Source organism: Streptomyces phaeolivaceus, assembly GCF_009184865.1.
In the GTDB taxonomy this organism is placed as follows: domain Bacteria; phylum Actinomycetota; class Actinomycetes; order Streptomycetales; family Streptomycetaceae; genus Streptomyces; species Streptomyces phaeolivaceus.
Genome location: NZ_CP045096.1, coordinates 8,499,127 through 8,522,886, shown reverse-complemented (window position 1 = coordinate 8,522,886; position 23,760 = coordinate 8,499,127). Strand labels below are relative to the sequence as shown.

Sequence of the window (23,760 nt, the reverse complement as noted above, 5' to 3'; positions counted from 1 at the left end):
GAGCTAACCGGTCGCGTACCGCTCCCGCAGTTCGATCTTCCGCACCTTCCCCGACACCGTCATCGGGAAGGCGTCCAGCAGACGCAGCGCGCTCGGGATCTTGTAGTGCGCCAACCGCCCGTCGCAGTAGGCCCGTAGCTCCTCCAGCGTGAGCGGTTCGGCGGTCTCGGTCTCGCGCGGGATGACGCAGGCGAGGACCTCCTCGCCGTACCGCTCGTGGGGCACTCCGACCACCTGGACATCGGCGATCTTCGGGTGGCCGTACAGGAACTCCTCGATCTCGCGCGGGTAGATGTTCTCCCCACCCCTGATGATCATGTCCTTGATCCGGCCGACGATCTCGACGTACCCGTCCTCGCGCATCACCGCCAGATCCCCGGTGTGCATCCACCGCCCGGCGTCGACGGCCTCGGCGGTCTTCTCCGGCTCCTCCCAGTAGCCGAGCATCACGCTGTAGCCACGGGTGCACAACTCCCCCGCCGTGCCCCGTGGTTGCGTCGCTCCGCTCGCCGGGTCGACGACCTTCACCTCGATGTGCGGAAGCACCCGGCCGACGGTGCCGGTGCGGTGTTCCAGGTCGTCGTCGCGCCGGGTCTGGGTGGAGACGGGCGAGGTCTCCGTCATGCCGTAACAGATCGAGACCTCGGTCATGTGCATCTCGGCGACCACGCGTTTCATCACCTCCACCGGGCAGGGCGAGCCCGCCATGATGCCGGTGCGCAGGGAGGAGAGGTCGTACGCGGCGAAGCCGGGGAGGTTCAACTCCGCGATGAACATGGTCGGTACGCCGTACAGGGAGGTGCAGCGCTCCTGCTGGACGGCATCCAGGGTGGCCTTCGGGTCGAAGGACGGGGCGGGGATGACGACGCACGCGCCGTGCGAGGTGGCGGCCAGGTTGCCCATCACCATGCCGAAGCAGTGGTAGAAGGGCACGGGCACACAGATCCGGTCCTGCTCGGTGTAGCCGATCAACTCCCCCACGAAGTAACCGTTGTTGAGGATGTTGTGATGGGAGAGGGTGGCCCCCTTGGGGAAGCCCGTGGTGCCCGAGGTGTACTGGATGTTGATCGGGTCGTCGCAGGACAGCTCGCCGAACGGCACCGGCGTACCGCGCGCGACCAGCGCGTCCCAGCTCGGGTCGCCGATGTAGACGGCTTCTCTCAACTGCGGGCAGCGGGACCGGACTTCCTCGACCATCGCCCGGTAGTCGCTCGTCCGGTGGCTGAGCGAGGCGAAGAGCAGGGAGACACCGGCCTGGTTGAGGACGTACTCGACCTCGTGGGTGCGGTAGGCCGGGTTGATGTTCACCATCACCGCACCGATGCGGGCGGTGGCGTACTGGACGAGCACCCACTCCGGGCAGTTGACCGCCCAGATGCCGACACGGTCGCCCTTCCCGACACCGCTCGCGAGCAGCGCGTACGCCAACTCGTCCACGTCGGCGGCGAATCGGGCGTACGTCCAGCGCCGCCCGGACGGCATGTCGACAAGGGCCTCACGGTCGGGCCAGGCCGCGACCGCCCGGTCCAGGTCGGCGCCGATGGTGTCGCCGAGGAGCGGGGTCGTGCCGGTGCCGTGGGTGTAGGAGGGCAGGCTCATCGGTGGTCCTCCTCGCGGTACTCGGCGTCCGAGCCGGCGGCCGTGGCCTCGCGCAGCTCGATGCGGCGGATCTTGCCCGACACGGTCTTCGGCAGATCGCCGAACTCCAGGCGGCGCAGGCGCTTGTAGGGCGCGAGGACGGTCCGGGAGTGCTCGAAGAGCACCTTCGCGGTGTCCGGGCCCGGCTCCCAGCCGGCCGCCAGCACGATGTACGCCTTCGGCACGGCGAGCCGCACCTCGTCCGGCGCGGGCACCACGGCCGCCTCGGCGACCGCCTCGTGCTCCAGCAGGGCGCTCTCCAGCTCGAACGGGCTGATCTTGTAGTCGCTGGCCTTGAACACGTCGTCCGCGCGGCCCACATAGGTGAGGTAGCCGTCCGCGTCCCGGGAGCCGATGTCGCCGGTGCGGTAGTAGCCGCCGGCCATGACCTCGGCCGTACGGTCCGGGTCGCCGTGGTAGCCGGTCATCAGGCCGACGGGGCGGTTGGAGAGGTCGAGGGCGATCTCGCCCTCGTCGGCGTCGGGAGCGCCCGAGACCGGGTCGAGGAGGACGACCTCGAAGCCGGGGCCGGGGCGACCCATCGAGCCGGTCTTCAGTTTCTGGCCGGGGCTGTTGGAGACCTGGACGGCGGTCTCGGTCTGGCCGAAGCCGTCCCGGACGTCGACACCCCAGGCCCGGCGCACCTGCTCGATGACCTCGGGGTTGAGGGGCTCACCGGCGGCGACCACCTCGCGGGGCGGGGTGCGCAGCTGGGTCAGGTCGGCCTGGATGAGCATCCGCCACACGGTGGGCGGGGCACAGAAGGTGGTGACGCCCGCGCGTTCCATCTCCGCGAGCAGCCGACTCGCGTCGAAGCGGGTGTAGTTGTGGATGAACACGGTCGCCTCCGCGTTCCACGGGGCGAAGAGGTTGGACCAGGCGTGCTTGGCCCAGCCGGGCGAGGAGATGTTGAGATGGACGTCGCCGGGTTTCAGGCCGATCCAGTACATGGTCGCCAAGTGGCCGACGGGGTACGACACATGGGTGTGCTCGACCAGTTTGGGCTGGGCGGTGGTGCCCGAGGTGAAGTACAGCATCAGCGGGTCGTCGGCGTTGGTCGGGCCGTTCGGCTCGAAGCGGGCGGGGGCCGCGTAGGCCTCCTCGTAGGGCCGCCAGCCGTCCACCGTGCCGCCGACCGTGGTGCGGCTGTAACGGCCGGGCACATCAGCGAACTTGGGCGCGTCCTCGGCCCGGACGATCACATGCTTGACGCGTCCGCGCTCCACCCGGTCGCGCAGATCGGCGGGGCCGAGCAGCGGGGTCGCGGGGATGACGACGGCCCGCAGCTTCATCGCGGCGAGCGCGGTCTCCCACAACTCCGCCTGGTTGCCCAGCATGACGAGGATCCGGTCGTCGGCGCGGACACCCCGGTCGCGGAGCCGGTTGGCGACCCGGGACGAACGCTCGGACATCCCGGCGAAGGAGATCCGGGTCTCGGTGCCGTCCTCGTCGACGATGTGCAGCGCCGTGCGGTCGTTCCCACGTGCGATCACGTCGAACCAGTCGAGCGCCCAGTTGAAGTACTCCGGGCGCGGCCAGGAGAAGCCCGCGCAGGCCGTGGCGTAGTCCTCACGATGGGCCAGCAGGAAGTCCCGGGCGGCCCGGAACTCGTCCGTGGCGCTCGTCCTCGCCGACATGTGTCCTCCTCATTGCCGGACCGTTGCCTGACATCGTGTAATGCGTGATACACGTCTCACTACCCCCGAACGGGGGTGCGCCGCGCGGAAGGGGCGAGTTCATGGCCTGGGATCCCTCGGACTCCGTCGGGACCGCCCGGTCCGGCCGGGCGGACCTGCGGGGCGCGCTGCACCGGCTGCGGCGGGCCACCGGACTGCCGCTCGCCTTCGCGGGACTGGTCGAACCAGGCCCCGGGCAACTGCGCATCAGCGAACTCCAGGGCAACCGGACCACCGCGCTGCAGGGCCTCGCCGTGCGCTCCGGGAACGGCCTCGGCGGCAAGACGGTGGCCCTGGCCCGCCCCTGCTGGGTGACCGACTACTCCGTGTCGCGCCAGATCAGCCACGAGTACGACGCCGCGGTCGCCGCCGAGGGCATCCGCTCCGTCCTCGCGGTGCCCGTCGTCGTACGGCGTCAGGTGCGCGGGGTGCTGTACGGCGCCCTCCGCGCGGCCCAGCCACTGGGCGACCGCACGGTCGGGGCGGCGCTGGAGGCGGCGCGGGACATGGAACAGACGCTGGTGGTGCGGGACGAGGCGCGGAGCCTGCTGGCCGCGACGCGGGTGCCCGAGGGGGACTCGGCCGGGGCGTGGGAGGAGGTCCGGGAGGCGCACGGCGCGCTGCGCGCGCTCGCACCGCGCATCGATGATCCGGAGCTGCGGGCGGAGTTGCTACGGGTGTGCGGGCGCCTCTCCGGGGTGACCGGCGCGGAGCACACCGAGGCGGAGGGCGTCTCCCGGGTCGCGCTCACTCCTCGTGAGACGGATGTGCTGGCCTGTGTCGCGACGGGTGCGACCAACGCGGTCGCCGCGGAGCGGCTGGGGCTGCGGCCCGAGACGGTGAAGGCGTATCTGCGGTCGGCCATGCGGAAGCTTGGGGCGCGTACGCGGTGGGAGGGGGTGGTCGCCGCTCGTCGGGCGGGGTTGTTGCCGTAGGCGAAACGGAGGGGCGGTTCTCACACTGCGGGGCGCGGCTGCCGCGCACCAGGGCCATTCATGTAACGCGCATGTGAAATTCCCTATGCCGTACCCTTCCTGTTATTTCCCACACCGGGGCTACGGTTCCGAAATTCAAGGACTGGACGCCTAATATTGGCCCGGACACGACACTTGAGGGGAGCGGTGGCCCGTGCGACGGGAGTTCAAGGAGCCTGGGAGACCCCGCCCCGACCTGGTCATAGGCAGGGAGGAGCTGTTCGCGGGGGCGCGTGATCAGCTTTCGCGGGGCGGCAGCGTGCTCGTGCACGGATCTGCGGGCATCGGGAAATCGACCGTCCTGCGCGCCCTGGCCGCCGAATACGACGAAACGGCACGGACGGTGCTGCGCTGCTCGGCCACCGAGTCCGAGTCGCATCTGCCGTTCCTCGCGCTGACCGATCTGCTCGGCCTGGTCGTGGACGAGGTCTCCGACCAGCTGCCCGCGCCGCAGCGCACCGCGCTGGAGTCCGCGCTCACCGGCCGTGGCGAGTCCACGCTCCAGCGTGACGGGCTCGCGCTCCGGCTCGCCGTGCTGTCGACGCTGCGGGCGCTGGCCGCCAAGGGTCCGGTGCTGATCGTCGCGGACGACCTCCAGTGGCTGGATCCGGCCAGTGTGGAGCTGCTCGGGTTCGCCGCGCGGCGCCTCGGCGAGATGCCGGTGCGCATGCTGTGCGCCGTACGTACGTCGACGGACCCGCACGGTCACGAGCAGGACAGGTATCTACGCGCGTCCCCGCCGGACACCCTCGCCCTGCGGGTCGCCCCGCTGTCCCGGACGCATGTCGCCGAGCTGCTGGAGAACCGCGGCTACACCGGGCTGCCCCGCTCGACCGTGCGGGACATCCACCGCACCAGCGGCGGCAACCCGCTGTTCGCGCTGGAGCTGGGCCGCGCCCTCGCCGACAGTCCGACGCCGCCGCGTCCGGGCGAGCCGCTGCCCGTGCCGACCTCACTGCGGACCCTGGTCCTGAACCGGCTGGACATGCTCTCGGCCGAGGCCCGCCGCACCCTGCTGGTCGCCAGCGCCGGTGCCCGGCCCACCGTGGCGCTGCTGCGCGCCGCCGGGCGGGAGAACGCCGAGGCGGAGACCGCGCAGGCCGTCGAGCTGGGGCTGCTCGCGCCGGAGCGGGAGGGGCCGGGCGTTCGGTTCGCGCACCCCCTGGTGTCGGCCGCGCTGTACGCCGAGGCCACCGCCCAGGAGCGGCGGGCCGCCCACGCGGCGCTGTCCACCGCGGCCGTCGACCCCATCGAGCGGGCCCGGCATCTGGCGCTGTCCACCCATGGCACCGATCCGCAGGTCGCCGGGCAGCTCGGCGAGGCCGCGGCCGTCGCCCGGGACCGGGGCGCGCCCTCGGTCGCCGCCGAGCTGGGGCTGCTGTCGGCCCGGCACACCCCGGCCGACGCGACACCGGGTCCGGACGAGCGGCGGTTGCAGGCCGCCGAGGACGCGCTGACCGCCGGGGAGAACGACCTCGGCCGGGACATCGCCCGTGAGGTGCTGAGCCGGGCCACCGAACCTGCCGAGCGGGTCCGGGCCTGGATGGTGGTGATCGACGCGGCCGGGCAGTCCCTCGCCGAGGTCGACGCCGTCTATCCGCAGGTCCTCGCCGACGCGGGCGACGATCCGCGGCTGCTCGGCCTGGTCCGCTACCAGCTGGCCTGGCGGGCGCTCGTCCTGGAGGGCGACTTCGCGCAGAGCCGTGAGGAGGCCGCGCGGGCGGCGGAGCTGGCCGGGAAGGCCGAGGACCGGCGCACGGAACTGCTCGCGCTCGCCTTCCAGGCGCAGGCCGAGATACTGATGGGCCACCCGGACGCGCCGATGACGATCAAGCGCGCGCTGAAGGAGCCGCAGGACCCGCAGCTCGCCTGCCATCACAACGGGGCGGGCGCGACCCGCTTCCGCTGGCTGATGATGAGCGACCAGCTCGGCGAGGCCCGCGCCACCATCACCTCGCTGCTGCGTGAGGTGCGCCGGCGCGGCATGGTCGAGAGCGAGGTGCACTATGTGCGCTTCCTCGCCGAGACCGAGCTGCGCTCCGGGCACTGCGGGCGGGCCCTCGACCTGGCCCGCGAGGGCTATGTCCTGGCCCGTGACTCCGGTATCGGCGAGGGCGCGTCCGCCATGCTCACCTCGCTCGCGGAGGCCGCCGGCGGTGACGTCGAGCGGGCCCAGGCGCTCGCCCGGGAGGCCGCCGAGCGCGCCGAGCAGGACGGCGACCTGATGTACCTCTCCCGCGCCCTGGGCGCCCTCGGACACGCCCGGCTGGTGGCGGGGGACGCGCCGGGGACCGTTCAATCCCTGCGCCGCGTACGGGAGTTGGAGGACGGGCTCGGGGTCAACGACCCGGCGCGCGGACGCTGGCACGGGGATCTCGCCGAAGCGCTGGTGCGGGTGGGCGAGTTGGCCGAGGCACAGGACGTCATCGACGTCACCCGGCAGCAGGCGCTGCGGCTCGGCCGGGAGAGCGTGCTCGCCGTGCTCGACCGGGCCGAGGCGCTGGCGCGTGCGGCACGGGGTGAACAGGACGCCGCCGTACGGCAGTTGACGTCGGCTCAGGACCGTCTCGCCAAGCTGGGCTACGGCCTTGAGGAGGCGCGGGCCGCGTACGCCCTGGCCGGGCTGCGCACCCTTCCGCAGTCGCTCGGTCTCGCCCGGCCCGGGGGGACGCCCACGTCCGGGCCCGGCTCGTACGACGAGGCGTCCCGGCTGTTCCGCCGCTGCCGTGCCCTGCCGTGGCTGAAGCAGGTGGAGGAGGCCTCCGTCGCCCCGGCGCCGCAGCAGCCCGCGATCGCCCCGTCGGCGCTGGACGCCCTCGCCGTGCTCGCGGCGACGGAACGCCAGGTCGCGGAGCTGGTCATGGAGGGCGCGACCAACCGGGAGATCGCCGGCCGGCTCTACATCAGCGTGAAGACGGTCGAGGCGACACTCACGCGGGTCTACCGGAAGCTGGGCATCCGGTCGCGTGTGGACATCGTGCGACTGGCGGCGGGACACCGTACGAACTGACCTCCCCGGGACCGGCTGACGAGCCCCTCCAGGGGACAGGTGCGCGCAGCGAGCTTGGGGGGCGGGTGCGCGCAGCGACCTTGCGGGTCCAGCCTAGGCTCAAACCCCGGCCGGGGTCATCGAGGGTTTTCCCTCCCCAACTCCCCTAGGGGGATCCCCCCTTGGGAGGGGATCACTCCGGCTCATAGCTTTTGAGCCGTGCCGCACGCCAGGGCACACAGACCGGCCCGCCGCCCCCGCTCGGCTCCCCCGAGCGAGGGCGGTACCGCAGGCTCTGTGCACCTCCCCCACCCGCGCGCCCCCCACCGGCAACCCCCCCATGAGGAGAACCATGTTCGGGTTCAACCGCGCAAAGAAGTCGATGATCGCAGCCGCGGCCACCGCCGCCGGCGCCGCCGCCGCGCTGCTCACCGCCCCCGGCGCCGTCGCCGCCCCCCAGCCCATCGTCGGCGGTACGACCACCACCGCGAGCGCCTACCCGTACGTCATGCAGATCACGGACTCCTCGCAGAACCAGTTCTGTGGCGGCACCCTGGTCTCGGCCACCAAGGTCGTCACGGCCGCGCACTGTCTGGTCGACGAGACCGCCGGCAGCATCCGCGTCGTCGGTGGCCGCACCTACCTCAACGGCACGAACGGCACGGTGGCCCGCGCCAGCAAGATCTGGATCCACCCGAGCTACAACAGCTCCACCATGACCAGCGATGTCGCCGTGATCACCCTGGCGACGTCGATGCCGTACACCACCGCCTCGTACGTCTCCGCCTCGCAGACCGGCGTCTACGCGGCCGGCACCACCGCCCGCATCATCGGCTGGGGCACCACGTCGTCGGGCGGCTCCTCCTCCAACCAGCTGCGCACCGCGACCGTGCCGATCGTGGCCAACTCGGTATGCGGCAGCTCCAGCTCCTACGGCTCGGAGTTCGTCGCCAGCTCCATGGTCTGCGCCGGATACTCCTCCGGTGGCGTCGACACCTGCCAGGGCGACAGCGGCGGTCCCCTGATGATCGGGGGCGTCCTGGCAGGCATAGTTTCCTGGGGTTACGGCTGCGCCGACGCGCAGTACCCCGGTATCTACACCCGGCTGACCACCTTCTCCAACACGGTGGCGACGCAGATCGCCTCGTAGCCGAGGCCCAGCGCCGGCCGATGGACTCCTGAGGTACTCCCTCAGGAACTGTCAGGGGGCGCCGCGAACCTGCCACGAGCGGTTCGCGGCGCTCCCTCTCCATGTACGACGTCGTCTCCCCTGCCGATCAGGCGGCCACGGTGCCGAAGCGGATGTCGTAAGGGCCGTCCCCGTCCGCGTCCCCGTCCACGTCCCGGTCCCCATCCCCGTCCCGGTCCCCATCCCCGTCCGCGTCACCGTGCAGGACCGTGAGCGTGCGCTCCGCCTCCGTGACGAGGTCGGACCGCTGTTCCTTCGTGAGACGGCCGAAGGGTTCGAGGGTGAGGACGCCCGTGTCGAGCTTCCAGACACCGGCGAGGAACCCGTCGACGAGGAAGGTGCGGTGGGCCTGATTCCCTTGCCAGGTACGGCCCTTGAGGTCCGCGGGGACCACGCGGGAGCGGTCGGCGTGGGAGAGGAGCAGGTTGTCGAACTCCGGGAGCAGCCGGGGCGGGGCCGGGGTCTCCGGGTCGGGGCGGGGCGCGTCGGGGAGGTCGAAGAGTTCGGTGCCGCGGTCGTCCCGGAAGGTGACCAGCTCGGGGCGCAGCCGCTCGAACGCCTCGCGCAGCCGGGTCAGTCCGGCCCAGGTCTGCATGTCCTTCACGGAGGCGGGCCCGAACGCGGCGAGAAAGCGCCGGACGACGGCCTCCGGCGCGGGCGCCTCCTCGGCGGGGCGGCCGAGCCAGTGCTCCGCGGTGGTCAGCGCGACCTGTCCGCTCCTCCCCCACAGACCGCGCGGGGTGACCTGGACCAGCGGCAGCAGACACCGCGCGGCGACCCCGAGGGACTGCGGATCGGCGTCGGGCCACTCCACGAGCAGGGCCTCGCGCAACTGCTTCAGCGTGCGCGGCTCGTCCTCGACCAGATCCCGGGCGAGTGCCGTGAGCCGGTCGAGATCGACGCCGGCCAGCCCCTTCCGGAACAGCTGCAGCTCCCGCTCCCGGGCCGGCTGCACCAACGGCCGCAGGGTCAGACAGTCCTCGGCGGTGTGCGTGTGGATGGTGGACCGCATGGTGACGATGCGGACGACCTCCCGCTCGGCCATGAGCGTCGACAACTCCTCGGGCGCGAACCCGTCCAGCCGGGCGGCGAGCGCGTAGTACGGCGGTCGCACGTTCTGCGCCTGCAGACCGAGGAGGTGGGTGATGGCGGCGTGGGCGGACAGGGGTGCCCGGCGCAGCAGGTGCTGACGGGCCAGGGTCGCGCGGTTGAGCGCGCGGGGGCTGAGCCGGGGAGCGGTCTGGGGCGCCTTGTTCGTCATGCTGTGCACGGTAGCGAGGGTTGCGGACAGCTTCTGTCCGCGACGGTCCGGAACCGGTCCGCGTCTGTGCCGTAGGCGCCTGTGCCGTAGGCGCCTGTGCCGTAGGCGCCTGTGCCGTAGGCGCCTGTGCCGTAGGCGCCTGTGCCGTAGGCGCCTGTGCCGTAGGCGCCTGTGCCGTAGGCGCCTGTGCCGTAGGCGCCTGTGCCGTAGGCGCCTGTGCCGTAGGCGCCTGTGCCGTAGGCGCCTGTGCCGTAGGCGCCTGTGCCGCGGGCATCGCCGCCGTACGCGCCCTCGCCGTACGCGCCCTCGCCGTAGCCGCTGGCCACGACACCGATCACGTCACCAGCCACCTCTCCGGCCACATCACCGGCCGTGTTTCCGTCCACCCCTCACCCGCTCCCGCGCCCTTTGCCCCGTATATCCTGCTCGGTGATCACATCGTCGTACGTGTACGCGCACCTCGGGAGGCATCCGCGATGGCCGATCGACGCGCCCAACCGGCCTCGAAGAACACCGACCCCACCGCGAAGGGCGGCCGGAAGACCGGCTGGCGCCGTGCCCTGCCCCCCGGGTCGGCACCGCCCGCCGGGTCCCCGGCACCGGGTGCACGGCCGGAGTCGGATGCCGTGGCCGAGCGGGCGGCCAGTGTGGTGGAGGCGGCGCTGTACCAGGACGGCGTACGGGTCTCCACTCCCGCGACGCTCGCGGACACGTTCCGTGAGCTGCGGGAGGAGCCGGCCGGTATGGCGTGGATCGGGCTGGCCCGCCCGACCGAGTCCGAACTCCTTTCCCTGGCAGCCGAGTTCGACCTCCATCCGCTCGCCGTCGAGGACGCGATGGAGGCCCATCAACGCCCCAAGCTGGAGCGGTACGGCGAAACCCTCTTCGTCGTCCTGCGCGCCGCCCGCTATCTCGACGCGCAGGAGGAGGTCGACTTCGGCGAGCTGCATGTGTTCGTGGGGCCGGACTTCGTCATCACGGTCCGGCACGGGGCGGCACCCGATCTGTCGGCGGTCCGCCGCCGGATGGAGGAGACACCGGAGCTGCTGAAGCTCGGGCCGGAGGCGGTCCTCTACGCCATCCTCGACGCGGTGGTCGACGGTTACGCCCCCGTGGTCGCCGGCGTCCAGAACGACGTCGACGAGATCGAGACGGAGGTCTTCCGCGGCGACCCGGCGGTCTCCCGCCGCATCTACGAACTCTCCCGCGAAATGGTCGAGTTCCAGCGCGCCACCCGCCCCCTGGTGGGCATGCTCCACGGCCTGATGGCCGGCTTCACCAAGTACGAGACGGACGACGAACTCCAGCGCTATCTGCGCGATGTCGCCGACCACGTCACCCACACCAGCGAACGCGTCGACGGCTTCCGCCAGGCCCTCACCGACATCCTCACGGTCAACGCCACGCTCGTCACCCAGCAGCAGAACGCGGAGATGCGGGCACTGGCGGAGGCGGGCTTCGAGCAGAACGAGGAGATCAAAAAAATCTCGTCCTGGGCCGCGATCCTGTTCGCCCCGACCCTCGTCGGCACGATCTACGGCATGAACTTCGACCACATGCCGGAACTGAGCTGGGGCCTCGGATACCCCTTCGCGATCGTCCTGATGGCGGTCGTCTGCACCAGTCTGTACATCATCTTCAAACGCCGGGACTGGCTCTGAGCAGCCGCTGGAAACCCGAAGGCCGCAGCGAGGGCGGGCCCGTGCCAGGGGGACTACGCCCACGACATGCCGTACGAACGTCACGTCACGTCACGTCACGTCACGTGAGACACCCTCTGCGCCTTGATCGGTGCGGCTGACCTGGCGGCCCGCTCGATCTTCGCGCAGTAGGCGGCACGGGCTTCCTCGTCGGTCTGGTTCTCGTATTCGGGGCGTACCCCGGTCCGGCCGTCGAGGCTCTCGCGCAGGATGTCGGCGTGCCCTGTGTGTCGGATGGACTCGCCGAGGACATGGACCATGACGGCGAACAGGTTCGTGTTGGGATGCGGCTCCGGCCACCAGGGCACATGACCGGAGGCGTCGAGGGGAAGCTCGTTGATCGTCGCGTCCGAGTGTTCCCCGGTACGCCGGTAGAACTCGATGATCTGATCGCGGGTCTCGTCCTCGGTCGCCCACAGATCGCTGCCGTCGTGATCCTGCCAGCGGGGCAGCGGTTCCGGGGAAGGGCGGTCGAAGACCTCGCCGAAGTACCTGGCCTCGACGGTGGCCACGTGTTTGACCAGGCCGAGGAGGTTGGTCCCGGTCGCCGTCAGAGGCCGGCGGGCGTCGTACTCGGACAGGCCGTCGAGTTTCCAGAGCAGCGCCTCGCGGTCCCGCCGCAGTCTTCCGTGCAGGTTGTCCTTCGCGAATTCATCGATCATGCGGCATGAGCCTGCCATGGCCATCCCCAAGAAGCTCACCCCGGTTGGGGCTACGTCCTGGCGATCTCTTGCCGGAGGTGATGGGTGAAGCGGCGGAGCAGATCCTCGGTTTCCCGGGTCTTCGAAGTTAAGCGGTGCGGAGGTGCCCACGGGCTCGCCGCGTGGTGACGCAACGTGTGCGTAGTCGCTGGTTGTCGGCGTTGCGGAAGCCGAACGCGTGGCGGGCGACGAGCTTGATCACGCGGTTGATCCCTTCGCTCTTGGCGTTGCTGTGTCCGGTGTCGATGAACGCCTGGATTTCGGGCCACCAGCGGTCGACGGTGGCCGCGAGGGTGCGGACTTCGGGGATGTCGGCGTCCGCGCACCAGGTGAGGAACTTCCAGCGGGCATGGCCGACTTGGTTCCGGCCGGCGTCGGTGCGGGCCAGGGCGAGGAGGGTGCGCAGGCTTTCTTTGGCGATCCACGCCGTCAGCAGCGTCTGTCCGATCTTCCCTTCGTCCAGCAGCGGGTTCCACATGCGCTCGAACTGCTCGTGGTCAAGGTCTTCGCGGTTGCGGAGCAGGCGGCGTCGGGCTTTCCACTCGGGGTCACCGGCGCGTCCGCGCCGGCCGCGGATCTCGGCGGTCGTGCGGCGCCGGACCAGGGAGAGCATCTTGTTCGCGAGCTGCACCACATGAAAGTGATCGACCACGACGGTGGCCTCGGGCAGGCCGGTGCGGATCGCGGAGCGGTAGACGGCCGACATGTCGATGGCGACGTATCGGATGGCCTTCCTCCAGGTCAGGGGCGTGGTGGAAAGCCAGGCCAGCACGTCGGCGACGGTGCGGCCCTCGACCTGCCCGAGCAGTCCGCCGGATCCGAGGGCGTCGACGAACCCGGTGTGCCAGCGGTCCCTGGTCATCTTCCACTTCCCGGTGTCCGGATCCTGTTCCCACCGGGTCCGTCCGCGCCGGGTCTCATCGATGCCCAGCACTTCGACCTCGGGCAGCGGAGCCCCGACGACCTCGCGGGCGGCGGTGCGGAAGGCGTTCATCACGGTCGGCCAGGACAGGTGCAGATCGCGGGCCGTCTGGATGACCGTGGAACCGGCATCCCTCACGCGCCGCCCGGACGCGGCCCGCAGCCGCCCGGTGATCCGGGCCCCGGCCGGTATCTGCTCGATCTGCTCGGTGAACGACCGTCGTGGACAGGCCGTCTCACGGCACCACCAGCGCCGCTTGTGCCAGACGAACTCCAGCCCGCTCTCCCCGTAGGGCAGATCACGAGGCCGGGTGGTCGCCCAGCCCTTCACCCGGGTTGCGAAGACCCCGCAGGCCGGACAGGCCCGGGCCGAGGCGTCCGCCGTGGCCAGGTGAACCCGGCGCCCACCGCACTGAAGCCGCTCGACCCGCATGACGGACACTCCGTCGAGGTCCAGCAGCAACGTCGTATCGTTGACCAAGCCCGTGGCTCCCAGACGATCATTCTGCGTAGAGAACAGAAATGATCACCCAGGACCACGGGCGTCCTGCGTCCAGGGCCCACCAACAGTTCTCCCCATCACGTGCAGTGACTGTCAGTCAGCGCACGCGAAGGGCACACCGCTCAAGTTCGAAGACCCGGTTTCCCTGTGTTCGGCCTTGCGATCGTCCCTGCCCTCGCTGGGCCGGGCGCTCCAGACCCGGCGCGCGAGGGTGTCGGCGAGAGCGACGGTGTCGTCGGCACACAGCAGGTAGAGGGCGGACCGGGCTTCCTGCATCCGGCTCACGAGTTCGTCGGCCCCGGCACCGTCGTCGCTCAGTCGTGTTTCCCGCAGGTGGTCGATGAGCTGAACCACGGCGGTGTTGAAGCCGACCCCGGCTTTCAGCTTCTGTTCGCGCAGCCACATGCGATCCTGCCGCCGCGCGGTGAACCAGGATCCGAACACAGCCCCTATCAGGCCCAGACCGGCCCCGATGGCCACGGCCAGGATGTTCACCACGCCAACTCCCCCCGCCACACAGTTAGCTGACACACAGCTGGAAGCAGGCTACAGAAGTCGTTCAGCACCCCACTCGATGGGTGACTCGATGGGTGACCGTCCGGATCCGAGCCGGGCGAGGGCCCGTCCGGTGGACAGTCACGAGGGACCCTTCGGGGCGGCGATCGTGTGCGCCACGGCCCTCGCCGGTGGTGAGGCCGTGCACTGGGTTCGCGGGCCGGGCGTGGTCGAGTGACGTGGCATCAAGCCAAAGTGGTACGGGCCCTGTCGGGCGTCTTTCGGGATCGGTGGGGCGCTCGTATTGTCGTGCGCCGACTGTTACCGATGGTCAGGGTAGTAGTGATGGGCGGCACTACGCGCAGAGGGTTCCTGGGGACGGCGACGGTCGCCGGGGGTGGGGTGGCGCTCGGGCTGCCACTGCGGGCCGCGGCCCGCAGTGGCGCCGCCCCGCAGAGCGTGGCCGTCCTGGGCGGCGGCGTCGCCGGGCTCACGGCCGCGCACGAACTCGCCGAACGCGGCTTCCGGGTCACGGTCTACGAGCGCAAGGCGCTCGGCGGCAAGGCCCGCAGCATGGACGTACCGGGCACCGGCACAGGCGGCCGGGCCCCCTGCCCGGGGAGCACGGCTTCCGCTTCATCCCCGGCATCTGTCACAACCTGCCCGACACCATGCGGCGCATCCCCTTCCCCGGCAACCCGGGCGGTGTCCACGACAACCTCGCGGCCCCCAAGGAGATGCTCTTCGCCAGGTCGGGCGGCCGTGAGGACATCCGGGTCCCCCTCCCCTGGCCCGGCGACACACCGGCCGAACTCACCCCCGACGAGATCCGCCGCGCCCTCACCTCCCTCCTGGACACCGCCTTCAACCTCCCCCTCCACGAGGCCCTGTACTTCGCCAACCGCGTCCTGGTCTTCCTCACCGGCTGCGACGAACGCCGCGACGAGACCTGGGAGCGGACACCGTGGTGGGAGTTCGTACGGGCCGGCCGGATGTCGTACGACTACCAGCGCATCCTGGCCGTCGGTATCACCCGCAACATCGTGGCCACCAAGGCCGAGGGGGCCGGCACCCGTACGGTCGGCACGCTGCTGGAGGCCTTCGCCTTCAACCTTCTGGGGCGCGGCGCGGACGGACCGCTGGACCGGATCCTCAACGCGCCCACCAACGGGGCCTGGATCGACCCCTGGGTGACGCATCTGCGGTCGCTCGGGGTCGAGTTCCGGGTCGGTTGGACCGTACGGGACCTGACCCTGGACGCGGGCCGGATCGCCGGGGCCGTGATGGAGGACCCGGAGGGCGCCCGTGCGACCGTGACCGCCGACCACTACATCTCGGCCATGCCGGTCGAGCACGCCCGCCGTACCTGGAACTCCGCCGTACGCGCCGCCGACCCCCAACTGGCCGCGTGCGACCGGCTGGAGACGGACCGGATGACCGGGATCCAGTTCTACCTGACCGAACGTACGCCGATTCTGCACGGCCATCTCGACCTCATCGACTCCCCCTGGTCGCTGACCGCGATCGCCCGGGCCCAGCACTGGCCGAACCATGACTTCCCGGCCGACTTCGGTGACGGCACGGTCGCGGACTGTCTGTCCGTGGACGTCTCCGAGTGGGACCGGCCGGGCATCCTGTACGGGAAGACGGCCAAGCAGTGCACCCGTACCGAGGTCGCCCGCGAGGTGTGGGCGCAGTTGAAGGCGTCGCTCAACGACAGCGGCCGTACGGTCCTGAGGGACTCCGTGCCGCATTCCTGGTTCCTCGATCCGGCCGTGGACGGACTCGGCACCCCGAACCCGGTCAACGAGGAACAGCTGCTCATCCATCCGACGGGGACCTTTCACCACCGTCCGCGGTCGGCCACCAGGGTCCCCAACCTGTTCCTGTCCGGCGACTACGTGGCCGTCCCCATCGACCTGGCCACCATGGAGGGTGCCAACACCTCGGCCCGGCAGGCCGTCAACGCCCTGCTGGACCGGATCGGTTCGACCGCCGAACGATGCGCCGTCACCCCGCTGTACCGGGCCCCCGAGTTCGAGCCGCTCAAGCGCCACGACCGCACCCGGTACCTCCTCGGGCTGCCGAACCTCTTCGACGTCGGGTGACCGGCCGGCTCCGAGCGTCGCAGGGGCATGTTCGCCGCCGCCACCGCTGCCGCCGCCGCTACATGCCTCGGGGGCCAGTCCGGTGGCGTGGACGAGGGTGACGTCGGGGCCGAGGACGCCGTCCTTGGCCCAGCGCAGGACCGCCTCGGAGCCCGACGCGCCGAACACGGCGTCCACGCCCACTGCGATGCCCAAATCCCTTGCCATTCGGGCGAGTTCGGGGCCGTAGGCGATTGCCGGTCCGGCGATCTCGTCGGTGGCCAGGGTCGCCAGGCGCAGCGTGAGCAGTTGGTCGTCGCTGCTGAAGTACCTGTCCTTCATACGGGCCAGGTCGCCGGGCCACTGGCGGTCCCAGGCACCGAAGTGCGGGCCCATGGAGGCGTGTACGCCACGGATGCCGGTGCCGACGAGGGCCTCGACGGCGGCGTCGGAGTGCTCGCGGGTGCGGGAGCTGTTCGAGGACGGCAACGCCGGTGATGTCGTTGACGCTCGCGCTCGTGCTCGCGCTCGTGCTCGCGCTCGTGCTCGTTTTCGTGTTCGTGTTCGTGCTCAAGTTCGTGTTCATGAGAGGTCTTCCTTCGGTACGGCGGGGAGCGTGGGTGGGGCGAGTCGGAGGGGTCGGCCGAGCTTCATGACGTAGCCCGCGTGGTGGAGTTCGTCGCCCTGGAACTCGCCGTAGGCCCAGAAGCCCAGGTCGTCCAGGTCGTCCAGGTAGTCGACGCGGTCGCCGGCGATCCAGTACCGGCCCTGGTAGGCGTGCGAGCGCTCGCCCCGGGTCTCGTCGTAGCGGCCGTCGGCGGTCAACTCCTGGTGCAGGAAGTCGTTCCTGTCGATCCAGACCCCGACGCGCGGGCTGCCGGTCAGATCGGCGGCGGCCGGGACACCCGTCTCGGGGGCGGTGGCCCGGCCGGGGGCGTCGGCGCCGGCCCACAGCACGGGGCGGCCGGCCGCGACGAGGGCGCGGACCTGCTCCGGCCGGGTCGTGAGGGTGGCCATCGCGCCGGGCACGTCGGCGGCCAGTTCGTCGGGCACCACCAGGAAGTCGGGGGTGTTGCCCGGGGTCAGCGTGGCGACGTACTCCGCGCGCCGGCCACGGCCGCCGGCCAGCGCGACGGTGTCCACGACGGCGGGGCGACGGTCAGTCCCGTGCGGTCGACGACGATGGCGTTGTCGTCGCCCGCCGCGGTGATGACGCCCGGACCGACGCCGACGAGCAGGGAGCCGACGTACAGGAGGTCGGCGCCCGTCATTGTCCCGATCAGCGGGTCCATCGTCAGGATGCGGGCGTTGGTGAACAGGACGGGACGGCCGTCGTCGTTCGCGAGGATCTCGTCGAGGGCCTCGGCGTTCCAGCCCGTGGCGGCGACGGTGGCCGTGGCGGCGTTATCGGTGGTGGCGGCGTTATCGGCGGTGTCGGTGGTGCTCATGTGCGTGCTCATGTGCGTGCTCCTCTGTTCTGTGGGGTCGCCGCATCGGGATCCCCGCCGCGCGAGATGAGCGCCGGTGCGGGTTTCGAGGCGGGTCCTCGGCAGCCACGGCGGCTGCCCGAGCACCAGGTTCGTCGCGCCGAGGAGTCGGAACCAGGCCGCCGTCATCCCAGGTGTCCGGCACCCAGGAAGCGCCCACCTGGGGAGGACGCGGCCTGGTCGCCACCCGCCGCCGGGGCGATCGTGGAGCCATGACCAGCGACGACACACCCCGCGCCCCGCATCCGTACGTCGGCATGGGGGTGACGGCGGATGGATTCATCCGCCAGGAACTACTGCCCGACGGCCGCTACGACGAGGCCCGCGGCAACCGCCGCAGCGCCTACACCGGCAGCTACACCGTCAGCGGCGACCACATCGACTACGTCGACGACACCGGCTTCACCGCCACCGGGGACGTCCGCGACGGCGTTCTCTTCCACGAGCACCTGGTCCTCTACCGTGAGAGCGACCGACACACCCGCCGCTAGTACTGCAACCGCATCTGCGGGTTGTGGCCTCGGCGTTTGTAGTGGGAGCGGCGGGCACGGGCCTGGCTGCGTCGTCGGAAGCGTGACCAGTGCAGATGATGGTCGTTGCTGTGGTGGCGGGGCGTGACGATGATGTGGCCGATCAGTCGGCGGATCTCCGGGACGCTGAGGGGTATGAGGTCTTGCCCGTCGTCCGCTCCGCCCCTTTTGCGGCTTCTGCGGCGCGGACGGCGGTCAGGTAGGCGAGGGCGGCCATGGCCAGGGTGATGTGGCGGTACCAGGCCCGGTAGAGCCTCACCTGGTAGTGGTCCAGGCCGCACTCGCCCTTGGCGGTCTGGAAGCACTCCTCCACCGCCCACCTCGCGGCGGCTACCTTGACCAGGTCTTTCAGCCGGGAGGCCACCGATCCGTAGCAGACGTAGTAGGCGATCTCGGTGGGGTCGCTGATGCTGCGGCGGGCCAGAACCCAGTGCCCGAAGCCGTTCTCCCAGTACGGGCGGATGGCGACGCGGGCCCAGTCGTAGATCCGTTCGCCGTGCGCGCCCTGGCCCCCGGAAACCCGCTTCCACGCTTGCCTGGGCAGGGCGGCGACCAACTGGTCCACCCTGGCGTCGCCGCCGTCCGCCGTGGTCACGGTGTCGTTGACCTTGGTGGCCAGTACGTGCGCGATCCTGCGTTCCTCCAGCCATACCCGCAGGTGCTTGACCTGCCCGTATGCCTCGTCAGCGGTGACCCACGCGAACGGGATGCCTGCGTCGACGGCACGTTGCAGCATCCACTTGCAGTGCTCATTCTTGGTCGCGAAGGGGATCTCGTCGTCGATCCCGGCTGCGCGGCAGCGCTCACGGTCATCCGTCCAGGAAACGGGGATGTAGAGCTCACGGTCGATCAATGCCCGCCCCCTGGCGGAGGCGTAGGCCAGGAAGGTCCCGATCTGGCAGTTCTCCGTGCGGCCGGCGGTACCTGTGTACTGCCGCTGGACTCCGGCGGACTTGGTGCCCTTCTTCAGGAAACCGGTGTCGTCGCAGATCAGGACCGCGTTCTTGGCTCCGATGGTCTCCACGACGAAGTCGCGCACATCGTCGCGGACCGCGTTCTCGTCCCAGTCGGAGTGGTTGAGCAGGCGCTGGACGCCGTCCGGGCGGAGCTGCCCGACCTGCTCGGACAGCGTCCACCCGTTCTTCTTCTCCAGCGGCGCGACGAGTCCGTTCAGGTAGTCCAGCGCCCGCTCGCGGGGCTCCGACCTGCCGAAACGGTGGGCGAACCGGGCATGGAGCCCGGCCACCCCCTCGGACCACGACTCGACCTGCTCAACCGTCAGCGCATCAGCACACAGTCATACCAACGAGACCGCCGACCATCCGTCACGCCAGATGCGGTTGCAGTACTAGGCCTTGTCCTGGCGCGAATCAACTGCGGTACGGCGGAAGCGGCTTGAGGCGCAGGTCCCTTCCTCTCCGCCGTCCTCTATTCTCGAACTGACCGCAAGGTGCTGGAATCCCCGTCGGAGGTCGCCTGTGGACCCGATCGCACCTGAGCTGTTGATGGCGCTCGCGGGCGGCACCGCGGGAGCGGCCGGTCAGCAGATCTGGGCATCGCTGCGTGAGCTGGTATCGCGTCGGCCACGGGGTGAAGAGGCCCATGGGGAAGGCGAGTTGAACGCGTTGGCGCGGACGGCGGACGACACCGCGCGGGCCAGGGAACTCGCCGACGTACTGACCCTGAGAGCCGCCCGGGACGCCGCGTTCGCGACGGCGCTCGACGCGTGGCGCGGCCGGGCCGAAGCCTTGGCCGCGCCCCCGGCCACCGGCACGGGGGATGTGCGCAACGAGGTCGGCGGCACGGTTCACGGCCCGCTGATCCAGGCGCGCGACATCCATGGGTCCATCCACCTGGGGCCCCAGGGACCGGGACCGGCCTGAAAGGTCGAAGGGCGTCCGGCGAAGGGCGTCCGGCGAAGGCCGAGGGACGTCCCGGAAAGGCCGAAGGTTGTCCGGAGGAGACCGAGAGACAGGTTTCGAACATACGCCCGAGACTGGCGGGTGAGGCCACCGTTCCGTTTGATCCATGAGTGAGGCTTATTTATCTTTTTGTCGGGAACTCGGGCGACGCAGGGTCCTCGCCGGTCCTCGGACCGGTGGGCGATCTCGGTACGGATGAGGGAGAGGCCGTGACCGTTCGTGTGGGCGTAGAGGAAGAGTTCCATGTTCTGGACGCGGAGAGCGGTCGATTGGTCCCAGGAGCCGGTACGGTCCTCGGTCGATTGCGCGGATCCGAGTTCAAGACCGAGCTTCAGCGGTCGGCGGTGGAGTGGAACAGCCTGGTGCACGACTCGCTGGACTCCCTGCACGCCGACCTGTCCGGCGCCCGGCGGCGACTGGACGCGGCGGCCTCCGGGCTGGGCCTCGCCGTCGTCGCGGCCGGAACCGTACCGTTCGCACGGCTGACGCCCGGTGACGCCACCCCGGACTTCCGTTACCGGCACATGGTCGACGAGTACCGCCGGGTCGCCGACGAGCATCTGGTGTGCAGCGCGCAGGTCCATGTCGACGTGCCCGACCGGGACACTGCCGTACGGATCATGTGCGCGGTCTCGCCGTGGCTGCCGCCGCTGCTGGCCCTGTCCGCCAGCTCGCCGTTCTGGCTCGGCGCGGACACGGGGTACGCGAGCTGGCGGACGATGCTGTGGCAGCGCTGGCCCACCGCGGGGCCGGTCGGCTGCTTCGCCGGGGCCGCCGACTACGACGCCGCCGTCGAGGGACTGATCCGGTCCGGCGTGATCAAGGACTCGGGGATGGTCTACTACGACCTGCGGCCCAGCGAGCACCAGCGGACCCTGGAGCTTCGCGTCTGCGACGCCAGTCCGCGCACCGAGACAGTCGTGCTCATCGCCGGGCTGTTCCGGGCCCTGGTCGAGGACGCGCGGGTCCGGCTGGAGCGGCCCGGGTGGGTCTGCGACGGACGGCACGAATGGCTTCGGGCCGCGATGTGGCGGGCGGCCCAGTCGGGTCTGGAGGGCGATCTGGTCGATCCGGAGACCCGTCGCGCCGCGCCCGCCCCGACCGTCCTGCGCGACATGCTCCGTCGGCTGCGCCCGGTCCTGGAGGCCCAGGGCGACTGGGACACCGTACGTGTGCTCCTGGAGGAGGCCCTGGCCAGGGGCAGCGCGGCGCATCGGCTGCGCGGGGTCGCCGAGGAGGAGGGCCTGCCCGCCTGTGTCGGGGCGCTGGCCGCCGAGACCCGGGGCGAGCGGGGGCGGAGCGGCGGTCCCGGAGCGGCCCCGGCCGTGCGCCGGCGGCCCGTCGCGGCGGCCGGGGCGGGTCCGCCCGAGGCCTCGGCGGCGTACTCGGTGGAGTCCGTCGGCGGCTGATCCGCGTGGCGGTGCGGACTGGTCAGGCCGGTTCCGGCCGCCGTCCGCCGACCGCCGTCCCCGCTGTGGTGCCCGGTGCCCCGGTGATCAAGGAGTGGCTCGCATGCCCAGCAGCAAGAGCGACAACAGCGATACGTGTGACACCAGCGATATGAGCGACACGAGCGACACGAGTGGCATGACTGGCGCGAGTGGCATGACTGGCGCGAGTGGCGCGAACGCGCCCCAGCGAGGGGGTGCGGTCTGATGTGCGGTCTCTGCGGTGAGATCCGTTTCGACGGCGGACGGCCCGATCTGGCGGCCGTCGAGCGCATGACCGACCGCCTCGCCCCCCGAGGGCCGGACGGCAGGGGCCTGTGGTCGCAGGGCGCCGTCGCCCTGGGGCACCGCCGGCTGAAGATCATCGATCTGTCCGAGTGCGGGGCCCAGCCGATGACCGACCCGGCCGGGCGGATCTCCGGTGTCTTCAACGGCTGCGTCTACAACTACAAGGAGCTGCGCGCGGAGCTGCGGGGTCTCGGCCATCGCTTCTTCTCCGGCTCCGACACCGAGGTGGTGCTCAAGGCGTACCAGCAGTGGGGCACCGCCTGCGTCGAACGGTTCTACGGCATGTTCGCGTTCGCGATCGCCGAACAGGCCACCGGACGCCTGGTGCTGGCCCGTGACCGGCTGGGCATCAAGCCGCTGTATCTGGCGCACGCGCCGGGGCGGCTGCGGTTCGCCTCCTCGCTGCCGTCGCTGCTGGCGGGCGGCGGTGTCGACACCTCGCTCGACCCCGTGGCATTGCACCAGTACATGAGCTGGCACGCCACCGTGGCCGCCCCGCGCACCGTCCTCGCCGGGGTGCGCAAGCTGCCGGCGGCCACCGTGCGGGTCGTGGAGCCGGACGGACGCCACCACGACATCCGCTACTGGCAGCCGTCGTACACCCGGCGGCCCGAGGACGCGGGGCTGAGCGCCGACGACTGGCGGGACGCGGTGCTCGACGCGCTGCGCACCGCCGTGCGCCGGCGCATGGTGGCCGACGTGCCCGTGGGTGTGCTGCTGTCCGGCGGCCTCGACTCCAGTCTGATCGTGGCGCTGCTGGCCGACGAGGGGCAGCGGGATCTCGCGACCTTCAGTGTGGGGTTCGAGTCCGAGGGTGGTGAGGAGGGTGACGAGTTCCGCTGGTCCGACCTGGTCGCGCGGCACTTCGGCACGGCCCACCATCAGCTGATGGTGCCCTCGGACCGGGTGTCGACGGCGCTGGACGCGGCGATCGCGGCGATGAGCGAGCCGATGATCAGCCATGACGTGGTGGCCTTCCATCTGCTGGCGGAGCAGGTGGCGAAGGAGGTGAAGGTCGTCCAGAGCGGGCAGGGCGCGGACGAGGTCTTCGCCGGTTACCACTGGTATCCGGACATGGCGGTCGCTTCGCGGGAGCGCGCGGCCGAGGCGTACGCCACGACGTACTTCGACCGGGCGCACACCGACCTCACCGGGGTGCTGCGGCCCTCCGTGCTGGCCGATCACGATGTGTCCGGGCGGTTCGTACGGGAGCACATGGCGCGTCCGGGGGCCGAGACCGCGCTCGACGCGGCGCTGCGGCTCGACGCGGAGGTGATGCTCGTCGACGATCCGGTCAAGCGGGTGGACAACATGACGATGGACTGGGGGCTGGAGGCCCGGGTGCCGTTCCTCGACCACGAGCTGGTGGAGCTGGCCGCCGTCTGCCCGCCGGAGCTGAAGCTCTCCGACGGCGGGAAGGGCGTCCTCAAGGCCGCCGGGCGCCGGGTGCTGCCCGCCGAGGTCGTCGACCGGCCCAAGGGCTACTTCCCGGTCCCCGCCGTCAAGCACATGGCCGGCCCCGTGCTGGGACGCGTCCGGGAGGCCCTGTCCGCGCCCGAGGCGAGGGCGCGCGGCGTCTTCGAGGACGCGTACGTCGCCGAACTGCTGTCGGCACCGGACGAGCACCGGACCCGACGCGGGGCGAACGCGCTGTGGCAGATAGCCCTGCTGGAGATATGGCTGCAGACGCACGGGATCAGGTGACCGGGGAGCGCGGGGCGCGTACGCCGGGGGCCCAGGAGCAGGGGGCTCGTGGGCGACAGGAGCGTGAGCCGGGGCCTCGTACGCCCCATGCGCCCCATGCGCCCAGTACACCCAGTACGTCCCGTACGCCGGAGGGCCGCGCCCCACGGACGGGAACGGGAAAGGGGACGGGAAAGAAAACGGGACCGGGGGCTGCGGCCCCATCGGCCCCGGTCGCCCCATCGGCCCCGGCGGTCTCGGCGGCCCCG

Annotated in this window: 18 protein-coding genes and 2 pseudogenes; 9 read left to right on the top strand and 11 right to left on the bottom strand. The window is 71.1% G+C overall.

Going from position 1 to position 23,760, the window contains the following annotated elements; all coding sequences use genetic code 11:
* Positions 1 to 3: 3 nt before the first annotated feature.
* Both F9278_RS38940 and F9278_RS38935 read right to left on the bottom strand, forming a co-directional pair.
* Entirely contained in the window at positions 4 to 1,599 is a 1,596-nt protein-coding gene (locus tag F9278_RS38940) for an AMP-binding protein (protein WP_152172495.1), read from the bottom strand.
* Positions 1,596 to 3,275 (bottom strand): AMP-binding protein, encoded by a 1,680-nt coding sequence (locus tag F9278_RS38935; protein ID WP_152172494.1) that lies wholly within the window; start codon positions 3,273 to 3,275, stop codon positions 1,596 to 1,598. The genes F9278_RS38940 and F9278_RS38935 overlap by 4 nt, the downstream gene beginning before the upstream one ends.
* Before the next feature lie 101 nt (positions 3,276 to 3,376).
* On the opposite strand from F9278_RS38935, the gene F9278_RS38930 reads away from it, so the two are divergent.
* The 3 genes from F9278_RS38930 (at position 3,377) to F9278_RS38915 (ending at position 8,427) form a co-directional block, all read left to right on the top strand.
* Positions 3,377 to 4,249 carry a response regulator transcription factor gene (locus tag F9278_RS38930; RefSeq protein ID WP_152172493.1) on the top strand — a complete coding sequence of 291 codons (873 nt, stop codon included), beginning with the start codon at positions 3,377 to 3,379 and terminating at the stop codon, positions 4,247 to 4,249.
* A gap of 193 nt (positions 4,250 to 4,442) precedes the next feature.
* Positions 4,443 to 7,298, top strand: coding sequence for a helix-turn-helix transcriptional regulator (locus F9278_RS38925; RefSeq protein ID WP_152172492.1), 2,856 nt, complete (start codon positions 4,443 to 4,445; stop codon positions 7,296 to 7,298).
* Positions 7,299 to 7,629: 331 nt separating this feature from the next.
* Positions 7,630 to 8,427, top strand: coding sequence for a S1 family serine peptidase (locus F9278_RS38915; protein WP_152172491.1), 798 nt, complete (start codon positions 7,630 to 7,632; stop codon positions 8,425 to 8,427).
* Between the two features lie 127 nt (positions 8,428 to 8,554).
* On the opposite strand, the gene F9278_RS38910 is transcribed toward F9278_RS38915, so the two are convergent.
* Both F9278_RS38910 and F9278_RS38905 read right to left on the bottom strand, forming a co-directional pair.
* A complete protein-coding gene (locus F9278_RS38910; protein ID WP_152172490.1) occupies positions 8,555 to 9,727 on the bottom strand; it encodes a winged helix DNA-binding domain-containing protein in 1,173 nt (390 codons plus the stop codon).
* The gene (locus F9278_RS38905; protein ID WP_152172489.1) at positions 9,724 to 10,113 is read right to left on the bottom strand and encodes a hypothetical protein; all 390 of its coding nucleotides are present in this window, start codon (positions 10,111 to 10,113) and stop codon (positions 9,724 to 9,726) included. The genes F9278_RS38910 and F9278_RS38905 overlap by 4 nt, the downstream gene beginning before the upstream one ends.
* 90 nt (positions 10,114 to 10,203) lie before the next feature.
* On the opposite strand from F9278_RS38905, the gene F9278_RS38900 reads away from it, so the two are divergent.
* On the top strand, positions 10,204 to 11,388 hold the full coding sequence (locus F9278_RS38900; protein WP_152172488.1) for a magnesium and cobalt transport protein CorA: 1,185 nt from the start codon (positions 10,204 to 10,206) through the stop codon (positions 11,386 to 11,388).
* Between the two features lie 95 nt (positions 11,389 to 11,483).
* Here the strand turns inward: F9278_RS38900 and F9278_RS38895 are convergent, their stop codons facing one another.
* The 3 genes from F9278_RS38895 to F9278_RS38885 form a co-directional block, all read right to left on the bottom strand.
* Positions 11,484 to 12,089 (bottom strand): DinB family protein, encoded by a 606-nt coding sequence (locus F9278_RS38895; protein WP_152172487.1) that lies wholly within the window; start codon positions 12,087 to 12,089, stop codon positions 11,484 to 11,486.
* A gap of 127 nt (positions 12,090 to 12,216) precedes the next feature.
* Entirely contained in the window at positions 12,217 to 13,530 is a 1,314-nt protein-coding gene (locus tag F9278_RS38890) for an ISL3 family transposase (protein WP_152166457.1), read from the bottom strand.
* A gap of 114 nt (positions 13,531 to 13,644) precedes the next feature.
* Complete coding sequence (locus tag F9278_RS38885; protein WP_152172486.1) at positions 13,645 to 14,049, bottom strand: hypothetical protein; 405 nt, start codon at positions 14,047 to 14,049, stop codon at positions 13,645 to 13,647.
* A 342-nt stretch (positions 14,050 to 14,391) separates the two neighbouring features.
* Between F9278_RS38885 and F9278_RS38880 the strand changes: the two are divergent.
* Positions 14,392 to 16,154 (top strand): annotated as a pseudogene (locus F9278_RS38880) (hydroxysqualene dehydroxylase).
* A gap of 39 nt (positions 16,155 to 16,193) precedes the next feature.
* On the opposite strand, the pseudogene F9278_RS47755 reads toward F9278_RS38880, so the two are convergent.
* From F9278_RS47755 to F9278_RS47745, 3 genes and pseudogenes are all read right to left on the bottom strand, one after another.
* Positions 16,194 to 16,622, bottom strand: a pseudogene (locus F9278_RS47755) (amidohydrolase family protein); the annotation flags it as partial.
* A 93-nt stretch (positions 16,623 to 16,715) separates the two neighbouring features.
* Positions 16,716 to 17,276 (bottom strand): Atu4866 domain-containing protein, encoded by a 561-nt coding sequence (locus F9278_RS47750; RefSeq protein WP_226967137.1) that lies wholly within the window; start codon positions 17,274 to 17,276, stop codon positions 16,716 to 16,718.
* Positions 17,216 to 17,593 carry a hypothetical protein gene (locus F9278_RS47745; protein ID WP_226967136.1) on the bottom strand — a complete coding sequence of 126 codons (378 nt, stop codon included), beginning with the start codon at positions 17,591 to 17,593 and terminating at the stop codon, positions 17,216 to 17,218. The genes F9278_RS47750 and F9278_RS47745 overlap by 61 nt, the downstream gene beginning before the upstream one ends.
* Positions 17,594 to 17,832: 239 nt before the next feature.
* Between F9278_RS47745 and F9278_RS38860 the strand changes: the two genes are divergently transcribed.
* Entirely contained in the window at positions 17,833 to 18,111 is a 279-nt protein-coding gene (locus F9278_RS38860) for an Atu4866 domain-containing protein (RefSeq protein WP_152172485.1), read from the top strand.
* Between the two features lie 142 nt (positions 18,112 to 18,253).
* Here F9278_RS38860 and F9278_RS38855 read toward each other — a convergent pair whose 3' ends face one another.
* Positions 18,254 to 19,432 carry an IS701 family transposase gene (locus F9278_RS38855; RefSeq protein ID WP_152172484.1) on the bottom strand — a complete coding sequence of 393 codons (1,179 nt, stop codon included), beginning with the start codon at positions 19,430 to 19,432 and terminating at the stop codon, positions 18,254 to 18,256.
* Between the two features lie 196 nt (positions 19,433 to 19,628).
* On the opposite strand from F9278_RS38855, the gene F9278_RS38850 reads away from it, so the two are divergent.
* The 3 genes from F9278_RS38850 (at position 19,629) to F9278_RS38840 (ending at position 23,512) form a co-directional block, all read left to right on the top strand.
* Entirely contained in the window at positions 19,629 to 20,033 is a 405-nt protein-coding gene (locus tag F9278_RS38850) for a hypothetical protein (protein ID WP_152172483.1), read from the top strand.
* 248 nt (positions 20,034 to 20,281) lie between these two features.
* Positions 20,282 to 21,481 (top strand): carboxylate-amine ligase, encoded by a 1,200-nt coding sequence (locus F9278_RS38845; protein WP_152172482.1) that lies wholly within the window; start codon positions 20,282 to 20,284, stop codon positions 21,479 to 21,481.
* 246 nt (positions 21,482 to 21,727) lie between these two features.
* Positions 21,728 to 23,512 carry an N-acetylglutaminylglutamine amidotransferase gene (locus F9278_RS38840; RefSeq protein ID WP_152172481.1) on the top strand — a complete coding sequence of 595 codons (1,785 nt, stop codon included), beginning with the start codon at positions 21,728 to 21,730 and terminating at the stop codon, positions 23,510 to 23,512.
* The last annotated feature ends 248 nt before the right edge of the window (positions 23,513 to 23,760 follow it).

Coding starts and splice junctions, on each gene's coding strand:
- F9278_RS38940 (WP_152172495.1), bottom strand. CDS start 1,599: ATGAGCCTGCCCTCCTACACCCACGGCACCGGCACGACCCCGCTCCTC.
- F9278_RS38935 (WP_152172494.1), bottom strand. CDS start 3,275: ATGTCGGCGAGGACGAGCGCCACGGACGAGTTCCGGGCCGCCCGGGAC.
- F9278_RS38930 (WP_152172493.1), top strand. CDS start 3,377: ATGGCCTGGGATCCCTCGGACTCCGTCGGGACCGCCCGGTCCGGCCGG.
- F9278_RS38915 (WP_152172491.1), top strand. CDS start 7,630: ATGTTCGGGTTCAACCGCGCAAAGAAGTCGATGATCGCAGCCGCGGCC.
- F9278_RS38910 (WP_152172490.1), bottom strand. CDS start 9,727: ATGACGAACAAGGCGCCCCAGACCGCTCCCCGGCTCAGCCCCCGCGCG.
- F9278_RS38900 (WP_152172488.1), top strand. CDS start 10,204: ATGGCCGATCGACGCGCCCAACCGGCCTCGAAGAACACCGACCCCACC.
- F9278_RS38895 (WP_152172487.1), bottom strand. CDS start 12,089: ATGATCGATGAATTCGCGAAGGACAACCTGCACGGAAGACTGCGGCGG.
- F9278_RS47745 (WP_226967136.1), bottom strand. CDS start 17,593: ATGAGCACGCACATGAGCACCACCGACACCGCCGATAACGCCGCCACC.
- F9278_RS38860 (WP_152172485.1), top strand. CDS start 17,833: ATGACCAGCGACGACACACCCCGCGCCCCGCATCCGTACGTCGGCATG.
- F9278_RS38840 (WP_152172481.1), top strand. CDS start 21,728: ATGTGCGGTCTCTGCGGTGAGATCCGTTTCGACGGCGGACGGCCCGAT.